At 74.5% G+C, this 20,082-nt stretch carries 18 protein-coding genes; 7 read left to right on the top strand and 11 right to left on the bottom strand.

The features are described 5' to 3' along the window. Nucleotides 1-324: 324 nt before the first annotated feature. The 5 genes from AC6I72_RS10390 (at nt 325) to AC6I72_RS10370 (ending at nt 6,485) form a co-directional block, all read left to right on the top strand. The gene (locus AC6I72_RS10390; RefSeq protein WP_498000529.1) at nt 325-3,528 is read left to right on the top strand and encodes a sensor histidine kinase; all 3,204 of its coding nucleotides are present in this window, start codon (nt 325-327) and stop codon (nt 3,526-3,528) included. Next, a complete protein-coding gene (locus tag AC6I72_RS10385) occupies nt 3,525-4,028 on the top strand; it encodes a roadblock/LC7 domain-containing protein (RefSeq protein WP_498000528.1) in 504 nt (167 codons plus the stop codon). Before AC6I72_RS10390 ends, AC6I72_RS10385 begins: the two co-directional genes overlap by 4 nt. Beyond that, nucleotides 4,025-4,447, top strand: coding sequence for a DUF742 domain-containing protein (locus AC6I72_RS10380; RefSeq protein ID WP_498000527.1), 423 nt, complete (start codon nt 4,025-4,027; stop codon nt 4,445-4,447). Before AC6I72_RS10385 ends, AC6I72_RS10380 begins: the two co-directional genes overlap by 4 nt. Continuing rightward, nucleotides 4,428-5,081, top strand: coding sequence for a GTP-binding protein (locus AC6I72_RS10375; protein ID WP_498000526.1), 654 nt, complete (start codon nt 4,428-4,430; stop codon nt 5,079-5,081). The genes AC6I72_RS10380 and AC6I72_RS10375 overlap by 20 nt, the downstream gene beginning before the upstream one ends. A gap of 135 nt (nt 5,082-5,216) precedes the next feature. Further along, nucleotides 5,217-6,485, top strand: coding sequence for a styrene monooxygenase/indole monooxygenase family protein (locus AC6I72_RS10370; RefSeq protein WP_498000525.1), 1,269 nt, complete (start codon nt 5,217-5,219; stop codon nt 6,483-6,485). Nucleotides 6,486-6,535: 50 nt separating this feature from the next. On the opposite strand, the gene AC6I72_RS10365 is transcribed toward AC6I72_RS10370, so the two are convergent. The 10 genes from AC6I72_RS10365 to AC6I72_RS10320 all read right to left on the bottom strand — a co-directional run bounded on the left by AC6I72_RS10365 (nt 6,536) and on the right by AC6I72_RS10320 (nt 16,806). Further along, entirely contained in the window at nt 6,536-7,879 is a 1,344-nt protein-coding gene (locus AC6I72_RS10365; RefSeq protein ID WP_498000524.1) for a C40 family peptidase, read from the bottom strand. Between the two features lie 102 nt (nt 7,880-7,981). Continuing rightward, nucleotides 7,982-8,290 carry a DUF8847 domain-containing protein gene (locus tag AC6I72_RS10360; protein WP_498000523.1) on the bottom strand — a complete coding sequence of 103 codons (309 nt, stop codon included), beginning with the start codon at nt 8,288-8,290 and terminating at the stop codon, nt 7,982-7,984. Nucleotides 8,291-8,300: 10 nt separating this feature from the next. Beyond that, nucleotides 8,301-8,957 carry a TetR/AcrR family transcriptional regulator gene (locus tag AC6I72_RS10355; RefSeq protein WP_037852217.1) on the bottom strand — a complete coding sequence of 219 codons (657 nt, stop codon included), beginning with the start codon at nt 8,955-8,957 and terminating at the stop codon, nt 8,301-8,303. An 83-nt stretch (nt 8,958-9,040) separates the two neighbouring features. Next, a complete protein-coding gene (locus tag AC6I72_RS10350; protein ID WP_498000522.1) occupies nt 9,041-9,979 on the bottom strand; it encodes an AurF N-oxygenase family protein in 939 nt (312 codons plus the stop codon). Between the two features lie 135 nt (nt 9,980-10,114). Beyond that, nucleotides 10,115-11,590, bottom strand: coding sequence for a penicillin-binding transpeptidase domain-containing protein (locus AC6I72_RS10345; protein WP_498000521.1), 1,476 nt, complete (start codon nt 11,588-11,590; stop codon nt 10,115-10,117). A gap of 31 nt (nt 11,591-11,621) precedes the next feature. After that, complete coding sequence (locus AC6I72_RS10340) at nt 11,622-13,040, bottom strand: FtsW/RodA/SpoVE family cell cycle protein (RefSeq protein ID WP_498000520.1); 1,419 nt, start codon at nt 13,038-13,040, stop codon at nt 11,622-11,624. A 43-nt stretch (nt 13,041-13,083) separates the two neighbouring features. Beyond that, nucleotides 13,084-13,578: an SH3 domain-containing protein gene (locus AC6I72_RS10335; RefSeq protein WP_498000519.1), complete on the bottom strand. Its 495-nt coding sequence runs from the start codon at nt 13,576-13,578 to the stop codon at nt 13,084-13,086. Between the two features lie 317 nt (nt 13,579-13,895). Then, nucleotides 13,896-15,242, bottom strand: coding sequence for an ATP-binding protein (locus AC6I72_RS10330; protein ID WP_498000518.1), 1,347 nt, complete (start codon nt 15,240-15,242; stop codon nt 13,896-13,898). After that, on the bottom strand, nt 15,239-16,093 hold the full coding sequence (locus tag AC6I72_RS10325) for a hypothetical protein (protein WP_498000517.1): 855 nt from the start codon (nt 16,091-16,093) through the stop codon (nt 15,239-15,241). Before AC6I72_RS10325 ends, AC6I72_RS10330 begins: the two co-directional genes overlap by 4 nt. Nucleotides 16,094-16,287: 194 nt before the next feature. Beyond that, nucleotides 16,288-16,806, bottom strand: coding sequence for a protein-tyrosine phosphatase family protein (locus AC6I72_RS10320; RefSeq protein WP_498000516.1), 519 nt, complete (start codon nt 16,804-16,806; stop codon nt 16,288-16,290). 102 nt (nt 16,807-16,908) lie between these two features. Between AC6I72_RS10320 and AC6I72_RS10315 the strand changes: the two genes are divergently transcribed. Next, nucleotides 16,909-17,748, top strand: a complete 840-nt coding sequence (locus tag AC6I72_RS10315) for a nuclease-related domain-containing protein (protein WP_498000515.1) — start codon at nt 16,909-16,911, stop codon at nt 17,746-17,748. 226 nt (nt 17,749-17,974) lie between these two features. On the opposite strand, the gene ligD is transcribed toward AC6I72_RS10315, so the two are convergent. Further along, entirely contained in the window at nt 17,975-18,856 is an 882-nt protein-coding gene (ligD, locus tag AC6I72_RS10310) for a non-homologous end-joining DNA ligase (RefSeq protein ID WP_498000514.1), read from the bottom strand. A gap of 86 nt (nt 18,857-18,942) precedes the next feature. Here ligD and ku point away from each other — a divergent pair, with 86 nt between their 5' ends. Next, a complete protein-coding gene (gene ku / locus AC6I72_RS10305; protein WP_498000513.1) occupies nt 18,943-20,031 on the top strand; it encodes a non-homologous end joining protein Ku in 1,089 nt (362 codons plus the stop codon). Nucleotides 20,032-20,082 lie beyond the last annotated feature (51 nt).

Raw genomic sequence — 20,082 nt, 5'->3', positions numbered from 1 at the left:
GGATTGGAGCACTCCGGGAAGGCGTGGCGGCGAATCCTGCCAAAGCCTGCCGCCGACGTCCAACCGGCCCGCCGCACGGCACCCTGGCACTCGCCGGAGGAACTTGCCCGCCAACTCCCCTCCGATGTTCACTCCTTCGGGTGGCCGGTCGGACGATGCGGGACCACTGCCCACCGGCACTGGGAGGGTCGGAGACCGATGCAGGCCCCCTGCTCGCGCCACACGGACGGCGGGAGCCCGGGGGAGGGTGGACGTACCAGTCGCACCAGCTGACGAGGCGCCACCCGGGCCCATGAGTACACGAGTACAGGAATGCGAGCACCGGTGCAGAAGAAGCGGCCTCGGCGCACAGGCAAGCAGACGGCCACCGCGAAGGGACCCGAGCGGACGACCGGCACACCCTCCGCCGTCCCCACCGCCAGCCCGGTGGGCAAGGGCCGCCCCACGCACGTACGCAACCGCCTCGTCGTCTCCGTCGCCGTGGTGGCCGCCGTCGTGGCCGGCGCCGGCGCGCCCGGCGCGATCGACGCCTCCGGCCGGCTGAGCGACTCGCAGGACCTGGTCACCCTCGCCGGACAGACCCAGGACGCCCTCGCCCTCGCCCACTCCCTCGCCGACGAACGCGACGAGGTCACCTCCTACATCGCCGCCGGCCGCCCCAAGTCCAAGGCGCCCTCCGAGCAGCGCAGCACCCGCGTGGACCGCCAGGTCGACGAGCTGCGCACCGACCCCGGCACGCCGGGCTGGCTGCGCACGGACCTCGACGGCATCGCCGCCGTGCGCCGCTCGGCGCTCACCGGCCAGAGCAGCGCCCTCCAGGCCCACCAGGCGTACTCCGCCACCATCGCCGAACTGCACCGGCTCGCCGGGCAACTGGCCGAGCGGACGCCCCCGCGGGCCGGCTCCGGCGCACACGCCCTCGCCGAACTGGACACCGCCGTCCAGCAGGCCGCCGCCGCCCGCGGCCTGCTGCTCGCCGCCCTGAACGTGCCGTACACCACGCGCACCGCCTACGACCCGGTCACCGGCCTGCCGGCCGAGACGACCAGCTCCTCCAAGGCCGACACCAAGCTGCGGGACGCCCTCAGCGCCGCGGCCCAGCAGGCCCGGGTCCGTTCCGACGCCGCGCTCGCCGCGTTCCGCGAGACCGCGCCCGAGGCGGCCCGCGACTCCTACGACTCCACCGTCACCGGTCCCGAGGTCAACTCGGCCACCGCCTACCTGGCCAGGCTCACCGACCAGCCGACGCTGTCCGACTCCGACCTCGCCACCAGCGCCAAGAAGGCCGACACCGCCCTCACGGCCCGGATCGACCTGATGCGCGGCGCCGAGTCCTCCCTCTACGACCACCGCACCAAGGACCTGGCGAAACTCCGCGACGACGACGTCACCGCGCTGGAGCTGCGGATCGCCCTGCTCGGCGCCCTCGTGCTCCTCGCCGTCGGCATCGCCACCGCCCTGGCCCGCACCCTCACCCGGCCGCTGGCCGTCCTGCGCCTGGGCTCCGCCCGCCTGGCCGGTGCCGAGGACCTCGCCGCCGAGGAACCGATCCGCTTCACCGGCCGCAACGACGAGTACGCCCAGGTCGTCCGGTCCGTCAACGCCCTGCACACCCAGGCCGCCGCGCTCGCCGAACGCGTCGCCACCCTGGAGGCCGACCGCAAGCACCTGGTCGGCCAGCGGCAGAAGATGGCCGACGCCCGCGAGGAACTGCGCGCCGAACTCGCCGAGGCGACGGCGCGGCTGGACCGGATGCGCGCCGGCGTCGGCTCCACCTTCGCCAACCTGGCGCTGCGCACGCTGGGCCTGGTCGAGCGGCAGCTCACCGTCATCGAGGGCCTGGAGGAGCGCGAGCAGGACCCCGACCGCCTCGCCACGCTCTTCAAACTCGACCACTTCGCCACGGTGATGCGCCGGCACAGCGAGAACCTCCTCGTGCTGGCCGGCACCGAGCACGTGCAGCAGCACGCCGGGCCGGTCCCGCTGGTCGACGTCGTACGCGCCGCGGTCAGCGAGATCGAGCGCTACGAACGGGTCCGCATCGCCGCGCTGCCCCCGCACGCGCACGTGGCCGGCTTCGCCGCCGACGACCTCTCCCACCTGCTGGCCGAACTCATGGAGAACGCCACCGCGTTCTCGCCGCCCGACCGGCCCGTCGAGGTCTCCGGATGGCTCCTGGAGAACGGCGAGATCATGCTCTCCGTCCAGGACGAGGGCATCGGCGTGGACGGGGAGCGGCTGACCCGCCTCAACGCCCGGCTCGCCGATCCGGGCCCGGACGCCGCCTACCACCAGGACGGCGAGGAGGACGCCAAGGACCTGGGTCTCGGCCTGTACGTGGTGGCCCGCCTCGGTCACCGGCACGGCGTGCGCGTCCAGTTGCGCGAGCAGAAGCAGGGCGGCACGGCGGCCGTCGTCGTGGTGCCCCGGCCGCTGCTGGCCCCCGCGCCCGCCTCCGCGGTCCCGGCGGCCGGCCCCGGCGAGGGCGGCACCGGCACCTTCTCCCTGCCCGGCGCCGACGCCGAGGCCAACTCCAACGTGCTGCACGCCCGCGCCCAGGACGGCGGCCCGGACCCGCTGGTCGCCCTGGCGGAGCAGGCGGTACGGGAGTCCGAGGCGGCCGGGGACACAGAGGAGACGACACCGCGGGAGTCCCCGTCCGAGACGACGATGGAGCTGCTGCTCCCGACCCCGGCTCCGGACCGGGACGCCCCCGCCGGGAAACCGGACCGCGACACCGCGGTGGACCGGACCGCGGACCGGGACGCCCCCGAGGAGCCCGCCCGCGACCGGGACACCGCCGCGCCGCACGAGACGGCACGCCGCCACCCCGACCCGGCGGCACCGGCCCCGGCAGCGCAGGACGCCTCCGCGTCCGGGTCGGCCTCCCCCTCCGGGGCGGCCTCCGCGGCCGAGACCGCGCCCTGGCCGGGACTCGCTCCCGCGTCCGGGACGGCCTCCGGGACCGGGACGGTTTCCGCGCCGCAAGGGTCCTCCCTGACCGGAGGGTCCTCCGCGCCCGGTTCGAGGCCCGCGGCCGAGTCGGCGGCGCCGTGGCCGGGAGCGGCGCCCACGAGGGAGGTCGCCTCCGGGCAGGCCCCCGCACCCGCTGAAACCCCCGCCCCCGCCCCGGCCTCCGAGTCGGCGCCCTGGCCCGGCGCGGCCCCCGCGCCCGCCCGTACGCCGGACGCGGCCCCCGCGCCCGGTGCGGCCGGTGACGAGGAGCCGGACTCGGACGGCGCCGAGCACGCGCGGGCGCCCGAAGAGACCCTGACCGCCAAGGGTCTTCCCAAGCGCACCCCCAGAATCACCACACCCGCCCAAGCCCCGCGCCAGCGCACCGGCTCGGTGGATGCCGAGGCCCTCCGCCGCCGCCTGGGCGGCTTCCGCCGAGGAGCCCAGGCCGGCTACCGCGATGTGGAGGCGGAGATCGCGGACCAGACCGCCCAGAACCGCCGGCCGACGCCGGCCACCCGCACGCAAGCCGAGCAATCCACGGGGGGCACAGTCGAGGAGGCAAGCAGTTGACAGCGCCCACCACCTTCGGACTGAGCAGTGAGGCCCGCAACCTGCACTGGCTGCTGACCAATCTGGTCGAGGAGGTGCCCGGCATCGAATCGGTCGCCGTGGTCTCCTCCGACGGCCTCCTGCTCCTCTCCTCCGACCCCGGCCGCAACAGCGAGGCCCGCAGGCCCCGTTCCGCTGCCCCCGCCGGGCCGCGCGGCTCCGCCGCCGACCTGGCCACCATCGTCTCCGGCATCGGCAGCCTCACCGTCGGTGCGGCCAGGCTGATGGAGTCCGGTGCGGTCAAGCACACGATGGTCGCGATGGACGAGGGCAGCCTGTTCGTGATGTCGATCAGCGACGGCTCGCTGCTCGGCGTGCACGGCTCCGCGGAGTGCGACATGAGCGTGGTGGCGTACCACATGGCACTCTTCGTGGGCCGCGCCGGACACGTCCTGACGCCCGAACTCCGCAGCGAGCTGCGCAAGTCCCTGGAGACCGAGTCGGCCGGGAGCGCCCGATGAGCGGTGTGCCCCGGCAGCAGCTGCCGGTCCGCGGCGGGGACCGAAAACCCGCCCGCGTCCGCCCCTACTCGCTCACCGGCGGACGCACCCGCTTCGGGCACGTGCTGCTCGTGGAGACGTTCGTGGCGAGCACCGCCGCGCTCGAACCCGCCGACGAGCGCAGGGAACTGACGAGCGCCCCGCTGTCCACCCGGGTCATGCCGGAGATGCGGGCCATCGTCGAACTGTGCCGCCGGATGCGTACGGTGGCCGAGATCGCCGCGCTGCTGAGGATGCCGCTCGGTGTGGTCCGCGTGCTCCTGAGCGACCTCGCGGACCAGGGAAAGATCCGTGTGTACGGAACCGGGACCGGTCACGGCACCGGCCGTCCGGACCGCGCTCTGCTGGAAAGGGTGCTGAGTGGACTCCGCCGTCTCTGACTCCGCCGTCGCCGCCTTCGTCCCCGGCGCCGCCCCGCTCGACGAGCCGGACGAGGCGCTGCGGCCCTGGCAGACGGACCGTACGCGGGCCCCGATCGCCACGAAGATCGTGGTGGCCGGCGGCTTCGGCGTGGGCAAGACCACGCTGGTCACCGCCGTCTCGGAGATCACGCCGTTGCAGACCGAGGCGCTGATGACCGAGGCGAGCGCCGAGACCGACGACCTGACCGCCACCCCGGGCAAGGTCAGCACGACCGTCGCCATGGACTTCGGCCGGATCACGCTCGACGACGATCTGGTGCTGTACCTGTTCGGTACGCCGGGCCAGCAGCGGTTCTGGTTCATGTGGGACGACCTGGTGCGCGGTGCGATCGGTGCCGTCGTGCTGGCCGACACCCGGCGGCTGAAGGACTGTTTCCCGGCGCTGGACTACTTCGAGAGCTGCGGGCTGCCGTACGTCGTCGCGGTCAACCACTTCGACGGCAGCGAGCTGTTCGAACCGGAGGACGTCCGGGAGGCGCTCACCGTCCCCGCGCACATACCTGTCATGATCATGGACGCGCGGCGCAGGATCTCCGCCGTCGAGACGCTGCTGGCCCTCGTGGCCCACGCCCTCGAGGAGACCCCCGAATGAGCCGCCGCACGATCCGCCGAAGGGTCCGCCGAGCGTGATCCCCGCGGCCCGGATCCTCCGGGCACGCTCCTTCGACCGCGATCCTTCGAGCACGATCCTTCGAGCAGTCCCACAGCCGTAGGAGGCACCACCCGCATGCGCAAGATACTCGTCGTGGGGGCCGGCCAGTCCGGTCTCCAGCTCGCCCTCGGCCTCCAGTCGCACGGGTACGAGGTCACCCTGATGTCCAACCGGACCGCGGACGAGATCCGCTCCGGCCGGGTCATGTCGACGCAGTGCATGTTCCACACCGCGCTCCAGCACGAGCGTGACCTGCAGCTGAACTTCTGGGAGGCCCAGGCCCCGCGGATCGAGGGCCTCGGTGTCTCGGTCGCCGCCCCCGGCTCCCACGACCCGGGCCCCACCCAGCGCGCGATCGACTGGGTGGGCCGCCTCGACGGGTACGCGCAGTCGGTGGACCAGCGGGTGAAGATGGCCGGCTGGATGGAGACCTTCGCGCAGCGCGGCGGCCAGCTCGTCATCCACGGCGCGGCCGTCGGCGACCTCGACTACTTCTCCCGCGCCTACGACCTCGTCCTCGTCTCGGCGGGCAAGGGCGAGCTGGTGTCGATGTTCGAGCGGGACGCCGAGCGGTCCCCGTACAGCACGCCGCAGCGCGCGCTGGCGGTGGCGTACGTGCACGGCCTGGGCCCGCGCCCGGAGCACCCGGAGTTCGACGCGGTCCGCTGCAACGTGGTCCCCGGGGTCGGCGAGCTGTTCGTCATGCCGACGTACACCGTCTCCGGCCGCGCCGACATCCTGTTCTGGGAGGGCATACCCGGGGGTCCGCTCGACGCCTTCCAGGGCGTCAAGGACCCGGCTCAGCACCTGGCCCTGACGCTGGACCTCATGCGCACGTTCACGCCCTGGGAGTACGAGCGGGCCGCGCACGTCGAACTCACCGACGCCGGCGGCACCCTCGCCGGCCGCTACCCGCCCACCGTGCGCAAGCCGGTCGGCCGGCTGCCCGGCGGTGGCCTGGTCCTGGGTGTCGCGGACGTCGTCGTCGCCAACGACCCGGTCACCGGGCAGGGTTCCAACTCGGCGTCCAAGTGCGCCGCCGCCTACCTCGCCTCCATCCTCGAACACGGTGACAAGCCGTTCGACGAGGAGTGGATGCAGCAGACGTTCGACCGCTACTGGAACACCGCCCAGCACGTCACCAAGTGGACGAACGCCATGCTGGCCCCGCCGCCGGAGCACGTCCTGAACCTGCTCGGCGCCGGTGTCCGGTTCCAGCCGGTCGCCGACCGCTTCGCCAACGCCTTCGACAACCCGGCCGACTTCGAGAACTTCTTCTACGAGCCGGCGAAGACGGAGGCCTACCTGGCCGAGGTCGCAGCCACCGCCGGCCCGGCGGCCTAGCTAGGCCCTGTCGTCAGGGTCGGGCCGGAGGCCCTGGTCCACCAGGGCTTCTACAGGACCGCGGGCTTCGCCGGACCGAAGACCGCGGGCGGCCCCACGGTCGCCGGCCCCGCGGCCGGTCCGCCGGCCGGGTCCCGGGGGAGTGCGGGGAGCCTCGGCGGCGTGTAGCGCGGCAGGGGCTTGCCGGCCGGGTCGGGCCGCACCGCCCCCAGTACCGGGTTGGCGGCCAGCGGTGACACCTTCACCCGCGCGCCCGGCCGGGGCGCCTGCACCACCAGGCCGTGGCCGAGGTAGAGGGCGACGTGCGTGGCCTCGGGGAAGTACACCACCAGGTCGCCGGGCCGCAGCTCCTTCAGCGGTACGTGCGCGAGCCGGGCCCACTGCTCCTGGCTGGTGCGCGGGATGGGCGTACCGGCCTGGCCCCAGGCCCGCGAGGTCAGGCCCGAGCAGTCGTACGCCGCCGGGCCGGTCGCGCCCCACTGGTACGGCTTGCCGAGCTGGTCCACCGCGTAGCGCACCGCCGCCTCGCCCTGCGGGGTGGGCGGCCGGTCGCCGCCGAGGGCGCCCGAGGCCAGGAGCCTGTCCTGCGCCCGCGCGATCCCGGCCTCCTCCAGAGCGGCGAGCGCCGTCAGCCGCGCCGGGCTGAGCGAGGCGAGCAGTTTCTCGATGGCCTGCAGCTTGCCGCGGACGTCGTCGCGGGCCCGCTGCCGGCGGCGAGCCAGGGCGAGACGGGTGTCGAGCGCCGAGCGGGCGGCGCGCGCCAGGTCCTGCGCCTTCTTCTCGCTGGCCGTCAGCCGGGCCACCGTCTCGGACCGCTCCCGCGCCAGCTGGCCGATGACGTGGCCCTCCTCCAGCGCGTGCTGCGGGTCGCGGGCCAGCATCAGCCGCAGGTAGGGGGAGAAGTCGCTGGTGCCCTGGTACTCCTGCCGGGCCAGCCGTCCGGCCGCCGCCCGGCCGTCGTGCAGGGCGGCCCGGGCCCGGGCGAGGGCGGCGGTCAGCCGGTCGGTCTCGGCGCGCTGCCGCTCCAGCCGCTGCGCGGCGGCGTTGTAGGTCTCGGTGGCCTGCTCGGCCTGCTGGTACAACGCCTGGAAATCCGTCAGCAGGGCGACGACGGACGGCTGCTCCAGCGACTGGCCGCTCGGTCCGCCGACCGGCTGACGGTCCGTCCGAGCGCCCGGCAGGGTGAGCAGGTGTCCGGACGGCTGTCCCGGCGCACCGCCCGACGACGGCCGGGCCGGCTGCTCCGGCGACTGCGGGGCCGGCTGCTCCGACGACTGCCCCGGCCCCTGCCCGGGGCCGGCCGGCCGTGGCTGGGCACCGGCGGTCACCGGCACGAGGGCGGCCTGGGCCGCCATCGCCGCCGTGCACACCAGGCGCAGCGCCCTTTTTGACACGTCATCACCTCCGGCGCGGGGCGGCCTCTCCGCTCCACACCGTGAGGATTCGACGTATGAGCCGATTTGTGTGCCCGTGGTACGCCGGCCGGCGCAACACGGTCACCCGCCGGTGTCACCCGGCTTGCCCTCCGGGCCGTTCCGGGGCGTGGGACGGGACCACGGCCACTTCGGCCGGCCGTCCTGTTTCCCCTCCGGGTCGAACTCGTACTTCCACCCCCGCGGCAGCCCCAGCCTCCTGCTCTGTGCGCGCGGCACCCGCCGGTAGACGAGCACGGTGGGCGGGCCGCCCGCCGGGTCCGGGACCGGGATGCGGTACGTCTTGGGCGGGTGGCCGGTGGGACCCACCAGCACGGGCAGCACGCGGCCGTCCATGGGGCCGCCCTCGAACGGGGTCTGTTCGCTCTTCACGGCACCAGTGTCAGTCATCCGCCGAGGTCAGGCCCTGGACCAGGGCGGCGGTCTGCGCGTCACGGGCGGCGGTCACCGTCAGCACGGCCACGAACTGTTCGACCAGCCAGTCCCGCAGCTCCCCGAGGGGCGGCTGCTTGTCCTCGTCGAGCCAGATCAGGGAGGCGGCCTCCACGGCCGTGATCCACATCCGCACGGTCATCCGCAGCCGCGGCCCGGGGTCGGTCACCCGCAGGTGGCTGAGGATGTGCTCGGCGGCGGCCCGGCGCACCCCGTCCACGATGGCGGTCGTGCGGGACGTCTCGACCACGCTGCCGCCCTGGAGCAGCGCGGTGAACCCGGCGTCGTGCTGGTCGACGAAGGCCAGGTAGCGGTCGAGGGCGCGGGCGAGGCGGGGCAGCAGGGGGCCGGTGCGCGGCTCGTCGAAGCAGTGCCGCAGCTCGTCGGCGGCGGAGCGCAGCGCGGCCTCGTACAGTTGCTGCTTGCCGCCGGGGAAGTACCGGTACACCAGCGGCCGTGACACGCCGGCGGCCTCCGCCACGTCGTCCAGCGAGACCTCCTCGGGCGCCCGGTGCGCGAAGAGGGACAGGGCCGCTTCGAGCAGCTGAGCGCGCCGTTCCTCGACGCTGAGGCGGCGGTAGGCGGGGGTCGGGGCGGCAGGGCTCATGACCAGCAGCGTAATCGGTGACCGCCCCGCACGGCCGTGCCGATCAGGCCCCTTCCCGCGCCACCGCGCGTCCACGACGGGACCTACGCCAGCAGGCCCGAGGACCGCCACAGCTGCCGTCCGACGCCCCGCAGCACCCCGATGTCGTCGAGGAAGTCGGTGAGCCGCCTGGCGCCGTTCTGCATGACCTCGCGCCGGTGGCCGCTGGCCTTCACCTGGGCCATGGCCTCGCGCTTGTCCAGCCCCACGTTCGTGTACACCTCGGGGTTGACGAAGGCGATGGAGAAGACCCGGGCGAACTCGCCGGAGGTGACCCGGGTGAACTCCTTGGACCACCTCGGTGCCGTCACCATCTGGCGGCGCAGCTCCTCGCGGGCGTAGCGCACGTGGCGGGCCTCCTCCACGACGTGGATCCGCGTGACCCCGCGGACCAGCGGCTGTATCCGCTCGTCGGGGAAGGTCAGCCGCTGCATCCAGTCGAGCACCTCCTCGCCGAGCAGCGTCGCGGTGAAGGAGCCGGGAGTGGTGGAGATGGTCTTGAAGAGCCGGCCGAGGTGCTGGTGGGCGGGGCTCACCGGGTACCAGGGGGTACCGCCGCGGGTGATCAGGCGGGCGAACATCTTCGAGTGCCGGCACTCGTCCTCGATCTCGGTGAGGGCGTACCGGACGTGGGCGCTGGTGGCCGACTTGTCGTAGATGTGCCGGACGAGCAGCTGCATCAGGATCAGTTCGAACCAGATGCCGAGGGAGGCGAGGGCGGCGGCCTCGTGCTGGGAGAGCAGGATCCGCTGCTCCTCGCTCATCCGCTTCCACAGCGGCGTGCCGTACAGCGACACCAGTTCCGGCGGCCAGAACCACTTGCCCTCCTCGAAGGGCGCGTCCCAGTCCAGTTCCCTGTCCGGGTCGAAGGAGTGCTTGGCGGAAGAGTCGAGCAGCCGCTCGGCCACCTGCTCCCGGTCCTTGAGCAGTCCGAGCGCGTCGCGCAGTCCGGCGAGCGCGTCGGCTTCCGTCACGGTCGTCATGGCTGTCCCACCTCGTCGTACGGGCATGTGGCCGGCTGGATCGGCTGGTTACCGGGGAGTCAGTTCCTCCCCCCTTATGAGACTGCCTGTCAGCAAGCTCGTCAATCCCCTGGGCCGGACTTGTTGACCCGGCGTCTACGGAGCCGGTGTCCCCGGCGCGTGCAGCACCGCCTCCATGACCGCCTTCGCGATCGGGGCCGCCGTACCGCCGCCGCTGATGTCACCGCGCCGGGCGGAGGCGTCCTCCACCACCACGGCGACCGCCACCCGCGGATCCATGTCGCCGGCGCCCTGCGCCCAGGAGATGAACCAGGCGTACGGCGTCCCCGTGTTGCCCACGCCGTGCTGGGCGGTGCCGGTCTTGCCGCCGACCACGGCGCCCGGGATCGCCGCGTTGCCGCCGGTGCCGTCGGTCACCACGCCGCACATCAGCTCCCGCAGCCGGGCCGCCGTCGTCGCCCGCATCACCTGCCGCACCGGCTGGGAACCGGCCGCCGACACGATGTCCCCGCCCCTGCGCGTGGTCCGCTCCACCAGGTACGGCACCCGCACCTGCCCGCCGTTCGCGACCGCCGCCGCGACCATCGCCATCTGCAACGGCGTCGCCCGCGTGTTGTACTGCCCGATCGACGACAGCGCCAGCTGCGCCCGGTCCGCCGGCGCGTCGAACGTGCTCGGCGTGACCGAGAAGGGCACCTTCAGGTCCGGGTCGTCGAAACCGAAGCCCTCCGCCGCCTGCCGCATGGCCTGCGCGCCGACGTCCACGCCGAGCTTGGCGAACACCGTGTTGCACGACCACTCGAAGGCGAGGCGCAGCGACGCGTTCTCGCAGTCGTCGGCCTCGTTGACCAGCCGTGTCGTGCTGCCGGGCAGCCGGTAGGGGTCCGGCGAGTCCGTCGGCGCGTCCAGGTCCGTCACCAGGCCCGCGTCCAGGGCCGCCGCCGCGGTCACCACCTTGAACGTCGAACCGGGCGGATACGTCTGCCGCACCGCGCGGTTCAGCATCGGCTTCTCCGGATCGTCGTTCAGCCGCGCCCAGGCCGCCGCCACCGCCGGCCCGTTCCCGGACAGCTCCGCGGGGTCGTACGAGGGGGTGGACACCAGCGCCAGGATCCGGCCCGTCGCCGGTTCGACCGCCGCGACCGCGCCCTTGCGCGCGCCCAGTCCGTCGAACGCCGCGCGCTGCGCCGCCGCGTTCAGGGTCGTCACCACGTTGCCGCCCGCGGGCCGGCCCCGGGTGAAGTCGTGCCACAGGGGGAACCCGGCCAGCATCGGATCGGTGCCCGCCAGCACCCGGTCCTCGGCGTGCTCCAGGAACGTCGTCCCGTAGCGCTGCGAGGCGAAGCCGGTGACCGGGGCGTACAACGGGCCGTCCGCGTACGTCCGTTCGTAGCGGAGCTGCTCGCCGGTGTCCCGGGAGCCGGTGACCGGCCGGCCGCCGACCAGGATCTCACCGCGCGGCTGCTCGTACCGGGCGATGGTGGGACGGCGGTTGGCCGGATTGCCGCCGTAGGAGGGGCCGTGGAGCACCTGGAGCCAGGCCGTGTTCACCAGCAGCGCCACCAGCAGCAGCACGCAGAAGGCGGCCGCGTGCCGGATGTGCCGGCTCACCGGACGGCCTCCGAAGCGGCCCGCCCGCCCCTCACGGCGCCACCGTCCCGTCGTACTGCCGCCGCGCGACATGGCTGACCCGGATCAGCAGCGCCACGATCGCCCAGTTGGTGACCACCGACGAACCGCCCTGGGCCAGGAACGGCATCGCCATGCCGGTCAGCGGGATCAGCCCGGTCACCCCGCCCGCGATCACGAAGACCTGGAGCGCCACGATGGAGGCCAGACCCACCGCCAGGAGCCGGCCGAAGGGGTCGCGCAGCGCCAGGCCCGCGCGGTAGCCGCGCTCGACGAGCAGCGCGTACAGCAGGAAGACCGCCGAGAGCCCCGCCAGGCCCAGTTCCTCCCCGGCGGTGGCCAGGATGAAGTCCGACTTGACCGCGAAGCCGACCAGGACCGAGTGGCCGAGCCCCAGGCCGGTGCCGAGCAGCCCGCCCGCCGCGAACGAGAACAGCGACTGGGCGACCTGGCCGGGGCCCCGGCCGGCCTCGATGGACGCGAACGGGTGCAGCCACTCCGCCACCCGGCTGTGCACGTGCGGCTCCAGCCAGCCGACGGCGAAGGCTCCGGCCACCGCGAGCAGCAGCCCGAGGGCGATCCAGCCGGTGCGGCCGGTGGCGATGTACAGCATCACGACGAACAGCCCGAAGAACAGCAGCGAGGTCCCGAGGTCCCGCTCCAGCACCAGCACGCCCACGCTCAGCAGCCAGATCGCGACCACCGGCCCGAGCACCCGGCCGGTGGGCAGCTGCATCCGCCACACCCGGCGGCCGGTGTACGCGAGCGCGCTGCGGTTGGCGGCCAGGTAGGCGGCGAAGAACACCGCGAGGAGCACCTTCGCGAACTCGCCCGGCTGGAAGGAGAAGCCGCCGAGCCGGATCCAGATGCGGGCGCCGTTCACGGCGGGGAAGAGGATGGGCAGCGTGAGCAGCGCGAGGGCGGCGACGACGCAGACGTACGCGTACCGCTGGAGCCAGCGGTGGTCGCGCAGCACGAGCACGACCAGGGTGAACAGTGCCACCCCCAGGGTGGACCACACCAACTGCACGGGCGCCGCCTCCTCGCCGGGCGTCTCCAGGTCCAGGCGGTAGATCAGCACCAGGCCGAGCCCGTTCAGCAGCACGCCGATGGGCAGCAGCAGCGGGTCGGCGTACGGCGCCCGCAGGCGCACCGCGCCGTGCGCGAGCAGCGCGAGCACGCCGAGCCCGGCGCCGTAACCGGCGGCGCCGGGCGGGAGGGTGCCGGACTTCGCCAGGCCGACGGCGCAGTAGCCGTACACGGACAGCAGGACGGCGAGGACGATGAGGGCGAGTTCGATGCCGCGGCGCCGGGGGAGCCGGACGACGGCGCCCGGGGCGGGCGGGGCCGCCGCCACGGTGGCTCCGGCGGGGCCAGGGCTTCCGGGGCTCCCGGTGTTTCCGGGGCCCCCGGTGGTTCCGGCCTTGTTCATGCCCGGAACCTACCTAAAAGATGCATATCGGACGCCGTACGGGTCAGCACCAGCGTGGCGCGGGCCCGACGTTGTCGATGTAGCGGGCCGTGCCCCACGCCCAGGTGCCGTCCGCGAGCAGGTACCACAGGTGGTTGCCGCCCACGTTCGAGCCGTTCGTCTTGCAGTAGATCCACACGGTCTCGCCCTGCCGGGCCACCCGGAGCACCCGGCTGCCGCGGTCCGGCCGCGAGCGCAGCGCGAGGCCGCCGCGCGCGGTGACGCGGCCCCGGTAGAAGCGGGTGGCGGCGTCCGGGGTGCCGCTCGGTGCCGGGGTGGTGGCGGGGGAGCCGGCCGGTGCGGGGGTGGCGGTGCCGGCCGGTGCGGCGGGGTGGGCCTGGCCGGCCGGGGTGGTGGTGGCGCTGCCGCCCGGGCCGGGGGTGACCGCCGGGGTGCCGTGGCCGTCCGCTTCGGCGACGGCGGGCGCGACGGCGGCGGCCAGGAGGGCGCCGGCGGCGGCCGTCACGGCCAGCCGGGCGAGCGGGGAACGCAGGGACATGGACAACCTCCAGCGGGGCGACGAAGTCCGCGAGGGCGGACTTATCTGACTTACCGCCACATTAGGAGCGCAGACGCCGGGGGCGTTCCGCCACGCTGCGGGGGTGAGGAGGACGTCACCTGAAATGCCGCCAGGGACCGGGCGGGGGCCCGCGACGAGCCGCCGAGGATGCCGGCAGGGGTCCGCCAGGAATCGGGTACGGGCCCGTCAGGAGCCCGGTGCGAGGCCGCCGGGGAGCCGGTGGGTCCGTCAGGAATCCGGCGCGAGGCCGCCAGGAAGCCGGTGGGTGGGTCCGTCGGGAATCCGGTGCTGGTCCGTCAGGACCGGTCAGGACTGGTCTTCTTGGCGGGTGGTCCGGAGCCCTCCGGTAGGGGTTCCGCCGTCCCCGGCGGGCTCTGCGGCAGGGTCAGGGTCGCCATCGCGCCGCCGTCCGCCGCGTTGGCGAACTCCAGCCGGGCGCCCAGTACCTCCGCCTGGCCCCGGGCGATGGTCAGCCCGAGTCCGTGCCCGGTCGCACCGCCCTCCGTGCGGAAGCGCTGCGGCCCGTGCTCCAGCAGGTACTCCGGATAGCCGTCGCCGTGGTCGCGGACGGTGACCGCCGGCCCGTCCACGGTCAGCACCACCGGCGGCCGGCCGTGCCGGTGCGCGTTGGCCACCAGGTTGCCCAGCACCCGCTCCAGCCGCCGCCGGTCCGTCTCGACGTACACGTCCCGGACGACCCTGACCCGCGTGCCGTCCCCGGCCGTGCCGTCCCCGGCCGTGGCGTCCGCCGCGCGCGCCGCCCGCCGCACCACCGTGCTCAGGTGCTCGGCGTCCAGGGCCGGCCGCTCCCGCCCGGTGTCCAGCCGGGAGATCTCCAGCAGGTCCTCGGTGAGCGTGCGCAGCGCCGAGACGCGGTCGCGCACCAGCTCCGTCGGGCGGCCCGGCGGCAGCAGTTCGGCCGCCGCGTGCAGACCGGTCAGCGGGGTGCGCAGCTCGTGCGCCACGTCCGCGGTGAACCGCTGCTCGGCCATCAGCTTGCCCTGGAGCGAGGCGGCCATCGAGTCCAGCGCGGCGGCGACCGCGGCCACCTCGTCCTGGGGACGGGTGCGGTCCCGGGCGAGCGGGTCGTGCACCCGCGCGTCCAGGTCGCCGGTGCTGATCCGCCGGGCCACCAGCGCGGTCGCGTGCAGCCGCCGGGTCACCCGGGTCACCGCGAACGCGCCCACCAGCAGCGTCGCCCCGATCGCCAGCCCGGACGACCACAGGATGGCGTTGTCCAGACCGGCGATGGTGTGCGCCTGCTGCGAGTAGTCGACCTCGACGGCCAGCGTCCGTCCGTGGTCGGCGGGGCCGGCCGCCCACATCGTGGGCCGCCCGTGGTGCCGCCCGACCACCGTGCCGCGCTGCCCGTCCGCCGCCAGCCGCCGCAGCGACGGCGGCAGCCCCTCCGGGTCGACGCCCGCGCCGGGCAGCAGCGTGTCCCCGGACTCGAACGCGCTCGTGGCGTCCTTCAGCCGGGCCAGCGCCAGCTCGCGGGCCTGGCCGACGGTCTGGTCGGTCACCGAGACGTGCACCAGGATGCCGAGCAGCGCGGCCAGCGCGCAGCACATCACCGTGATGAAGGCCGCGGCCTTCACGGCGAGCGTCCCGGTCCACCGGGGGAGCGGCACCCTCCTCCTCATCGGCCGCTCGCGGACGCCGCGGCCGACGAGGAGGGGGCCTCCGGACCGGAACCGGCCCACGGGCCGTCTTCGGACGCCGGATCGGCTCCGGACGCCGGGTCCGGTCCCGAGGAGGCGGCCGGCGGGGTCAGGCCGGGAGTCGGCGTCGGCCGGGGCACGGGGGAGGGGGCGGCGGTGGCCGCAGGGGTGTGGGCCCGCGTCGGCTTGTGCGGGCCGGTGCGCAGGAACTCGTCGCGGGAGAACACCATCGCCCGCTGGTCCGGGTCCCAGGTCCACGTCGTGCGGTACTCGTACCCGGCGATCCCGGCCGGCGACCGGATGATCACGGCGCGCCCGGCCAGCTCCACGCCGATCACCGCGTCGTCGTTGGCGAAGACCTGCACGAGCCGGTGCCCCTCGAAGGTGTACACCCGCACGGCCGTCTGGTTGGTGGGGTACAGCCGGAAACCCAGCGTCAGGTCGACGCGCCCGTCGCCGGTGAGGTCGCGGTAGTACGGCCGCAGGACCGGGCAGCCGCCCCGGCCCGGCCCCGCGCCGCAGTCCGCCAGCCGGGCGGCCGTGTCCCGGTACGGCGCCTTGGCGCCCTTGTAGTCGTCCGGGTGCGCGGCGACCTCGGCCCGTACGACGGCCACCGGGTCGACCGCGCGGATGTCGTCGCCGGGGGCGGTGATCCCCTTCACCGTCTCGATCTGCACCTCGTCGTACGGCCACGCGGGGCTGGCGGCCGGCCGCAGCGAGGGCCAGAGCCGGGCCGGGCTGACCGCGGTCGGGGTGGTGCCCGCGGGGCGCAGTCCGCCCGCGTCGCCGCAGCCCGCCGCCGTGGCCAGCAGCAGGGCCACGACGGCGGTCACGAGGGCGGGGCGTTGGCGGAACACTGCTCTCCGGAGGGCGGACGGCGGGTGGCGGGTGGTGGCCGGGGCGAGCCTCGTACACCTTATTCGTATTATTCGGGGCAAGTCGTTCTCGCGTACGGGCTGCCGCCCCGGGCGGGTGTGACGCGGGGGCGTGCGCAGAGCGTACGCAGCGAAGGTGAGAAACGGATCCCCTACTCGGCGGCCGGCTCCCCGAGCTCCTCCAGCAGCCGGGCCGTCGCCAGGCCCGCCCGCAGGTAGTCGGCGAACAGCTCGTTGTGCAGGGCCCACGGCGAGCGGCGCTCGCGGATCAGCCGGATCGCCTCCTCGGCCCGGTACCCGCGCAGCATCAGGGCGTGGCCGACGACGAGGCCCGAGCGGTTGTATCCGGAGTAGCAGCGCACCAGCACCCGGCCGCCGGAGTCCAGCGCGGCACAGGCGGCCTGTGCGAGGCGCATCACCCCGGCCAGCTGCGTGCCGTCCAGCGGCCCGTCGGGGATCGGCCACACCTGGTGCGTGACGCCGGGGCCGGGGCCGTACCCCGGGAGCCGGAGCAGCGACTGCACCAGGTCGAACTCGTCGTGCACGACGACGGTCTCCAGCGCTCCGGCGCCGCTCCTGAACTCGTGTCCGCCCATCCACAGGCCGGGCACGATCTCGCTCCAGGGGTTGCCCGGAGCCGGTACGTCGGGCTGGTTCCCACGGGTCCGCAACGGCGCGCCTCCCCAACTCCCCACCCACGGCACTTCAAAGGTAGCCGTGTTCTTGCCCCGGCAGCACCCCGCCTGTTCCCATGGTCGCGGGGGTGATGGCGCATGAGCGGACCACGTCGGCTGCCCGGCCCGCCCGGTCCGGGCCGCCTGCGCGTCGTACCGGGCGGACACCAGGGGCAGGAGCGGCTGTACGTGCGGGCCGCCGACGGGCGCGTCCTCGCCTGGTACGACCGCGAGGCCGCCCGCGTCCACCTGCCGGCCGAGGACGAGCGCGAGGCCGTGCTGGAGGTGCTCGGGCCCTTCCTCACCGGCCCGGTCGCAGTGGGCCCGCCGCCCGTCCCCACCCCCGCCGACCTGGCCCGGCTGAGCCTCCACCCCGACGACGACCTGGCGCCGAACCGCCCCGGCGAGGCGCTGCTCGTCGCCCTCGAACGGGACCCGGTCCCCGCCCACCGCCTCCGCCCGGACCCGCGCCGCCGGGCGCTCGCGGCGGAGCGGGCGACGGGGGAGGCGCTCGACCGGCTGGAGGGCGCCGGCTGGCGCGTCCTGCACTCCGTCCCGCTGCCCGGCGGCGACCGCATCCACCACCTGGTGATCGGCCCCGGCGGACTGTTCACCGTGCACTCCCTGTACGCGCGCAAGCAGCGGGTGCGGGTGGCCGACCCGTCGGTCGCGCTGGGCCGCCACGAGCCGGAGCCCCTGCTGCGCGGCGTCCGCGCCGCCGCCGACCGCGCCTCCCGCGCCCTCACCGCCGAGGTCCACCCGCTGCTGGCGCTGACCGGTCCGGCCGACCTGCGGGTCACGGCCCCGCCGCGCGGCGTCCGCATCCTGCGGGACACGGACCTGGCGGACCTGGGCCGAGGGAGCGGCGTGCTGAAACCGGCGGACGTGGAAGCGCTGCACGCGATGGCGCGGGACCGGGGCACCTGGGCGAGGGCGTGACCCGGCGGCGGCCCGCGGGAGGGGCCGCGCCCTTTCCCGTCCCGGCCGTGGGCCGGCCGCGCCGCGCTCGCCGGTCCTCCCCGGCCGCCGGTCGGCCGCGCCGCCGGCCCGCCGCGCCGACTGGTCCGTCCGCCCCGGCTGGTCCGTCCGCCCCGGCACCCCGGACGGTCGTCCGTGGCCTCCGTGGCCTCCGTGGCCTCCAGGACCGGTGGACGGAGCCCGCCGGTCACGGCACCTCGGGTGCCCGCTCCGTGTCCAGCAGCGGGGCCAGCAGGTCGCCGAAGTCCTGGATCCGCGGCGCGATGTCGTCCGCCCGGAAGCCGAGCCGCCCCGGGGCGCGGCACTCGGTGACCTCCTCCCACGTCACCGGTGCCGACACCGCGGGTTCCGCCCGCGCCCGCAGGGTGTAGGGCGCCGCCGTCGTCTTGCGCGCCGCGTTCTGGCTCCAGTCGACGAACACCTTCCCCGGCCGCAGACTGCGCGTCATCCGGTGCACCACCAGCCGCGGCATCGCCTTCTCCGCCTCCACGGCCAGCCCCTTCGCGTACGCCGAGGTCCGCTCGCCGGACGCCCCGCGCACCGCGGCCAGCAGGTGCAGCCCCTTGGACCCGGAGGTCTTCGCGTACGCCTCGATCCCGTCCGCGGCCAGCCGCTCCCGCAGCCACAGCGCCACCCGGCAGCAGTCGACCACGGTCGCCGGCGGTCCCGGATCGAGGTCGAAGACGATCCGGTCGGCCTCCTCGGGCGCCGCGATCACCCACTGCGGGGTGTGGAACTCGGTCACCAGGTTCGCGGCCCACATCAGGCTCGGCAGGTCCTGCACGAGCACCATCCGGGCCGGCCCCTCCGAGCGCGGCACCTCGGCCGTCGTCACCCACTCGGGCGTACCGGGCGGCACGTTCTTGGCGAAGAAGACCTGGCCGTCCGGCCCGTCCGGGTACCGCAGGAAGGACAGCGGGCGGTCCCGCAGATGGGGGAGGAGGACGTCCGCGACGGTCGCGTAGTAGTGCAGCACCTCGCCCTTGGTGAACCCGGTCGCGGGATACAGGACCTTCTCCAGGTTGCTGAGCGCGAGCCGCCGCCCCGCCACCACTGTGATCGGCGCCATACGATAAGAAAAGCATGCTCATCGCATGAAACATGGACATATATGACGAAACGGCTCCGCTTGATCCGACCCGGAAGGTGCTGCACGTGCGATCCATCTGGAACGGTGCCATCTCGTTCGGCCTGGTCAGCATCCCGATCAAGCTGGTGAACGCCACCGAGAACCACACCATCTCCTTCCGCCAGATCCACACGGAGGACGGCGGCCGCATCCGCTACCGCAAGGTGTGCGAGCTGGAGGACCGCGAGGTCACCCAGGGCGAGATCGGCAAGGGGTACGAGGACGCGGACGGCACCATCATCCCGATCACCGACGAGGACCTGGCCCACCTGCCGCTGCCGACCGCCCGGACGATCGACATCGTGGCCTTCGTCCCGGCCGACCGGATCGACCCCCTCCAGATGGAGCACGCCTACTACCTGGCCGCGAGCGGCGCCCCGGCCGCCAAGCCGTACACCCTGCTGCGCGAGGCGCTCAAGCGCAGCGAGCGGGTGGCGATCGCGAAGTTCGCCCTGCGCGGGCGCGAGCGCCTGGGCATGCTCCGCGTGGTGGACGACGTGATCGCCATGCACGGGCTGCTGTGGCCGGACGAGATCCGCACGCCCCAGGGCGTCGCCCCGGAGACCGACGTCACGGTCCGCGACAAGGAGCTGGACCTCGCCGACGCCCTGATGGACACCCTCGGCGAGGTCGACCTGGAGGACCTGCACGACGAGTACCGCGAGGCCCTGGAGGAGGTCATCGCCGCGAAGGCCTCCGGCGAGGCGCCCCCCGAGACCCACGAACCGGCGCCCGGCGGCAAGGTCCTCGACCTGATGGCGGCCCTGGAGAACAGCGTGCGGGCGGCCAGGCGGTCCCGCGGCGAGGAGGAGGACGGGGCGAAGACCGCCGGGGAGGGCGGCCAGGAAGCCGAGGCCGAGGGCGAGGGGGACGCCGAGGTCAGACACCTCCCGCGCCGCAAGGCGGCCCGCACCGCTCCGCAGAAGGCAGAGTCCGGGAAGACGGCCGCCAAGAAGACGGCCTCCTCCGCGAAGAAGACCGCCTCCGGCGCCAAGAAGACGGCGTCCAAGTCGTCGCAGACGCGCGCCCAGCCGAAGAAGACCGCCTCGTCCGGCAAGTCGGCCGCGAAGAAGACCCCGGCGAAGAAGGCGGCCTCCCGCAAACGCACGGCCTAGGCCCAATACCGGTGACTTTGGTGGGTTCCGAGAGCCTCCCTCCTGCCGGCG

The organism is Streptomyces sp. Xyl84 (genome assembly GCF_059731885.1).
The sequence above is the reverse complement of the archived record's forward strand: the minus strand, read 5'-3'. Positions and strand labels throughout refer to the sequence as shown.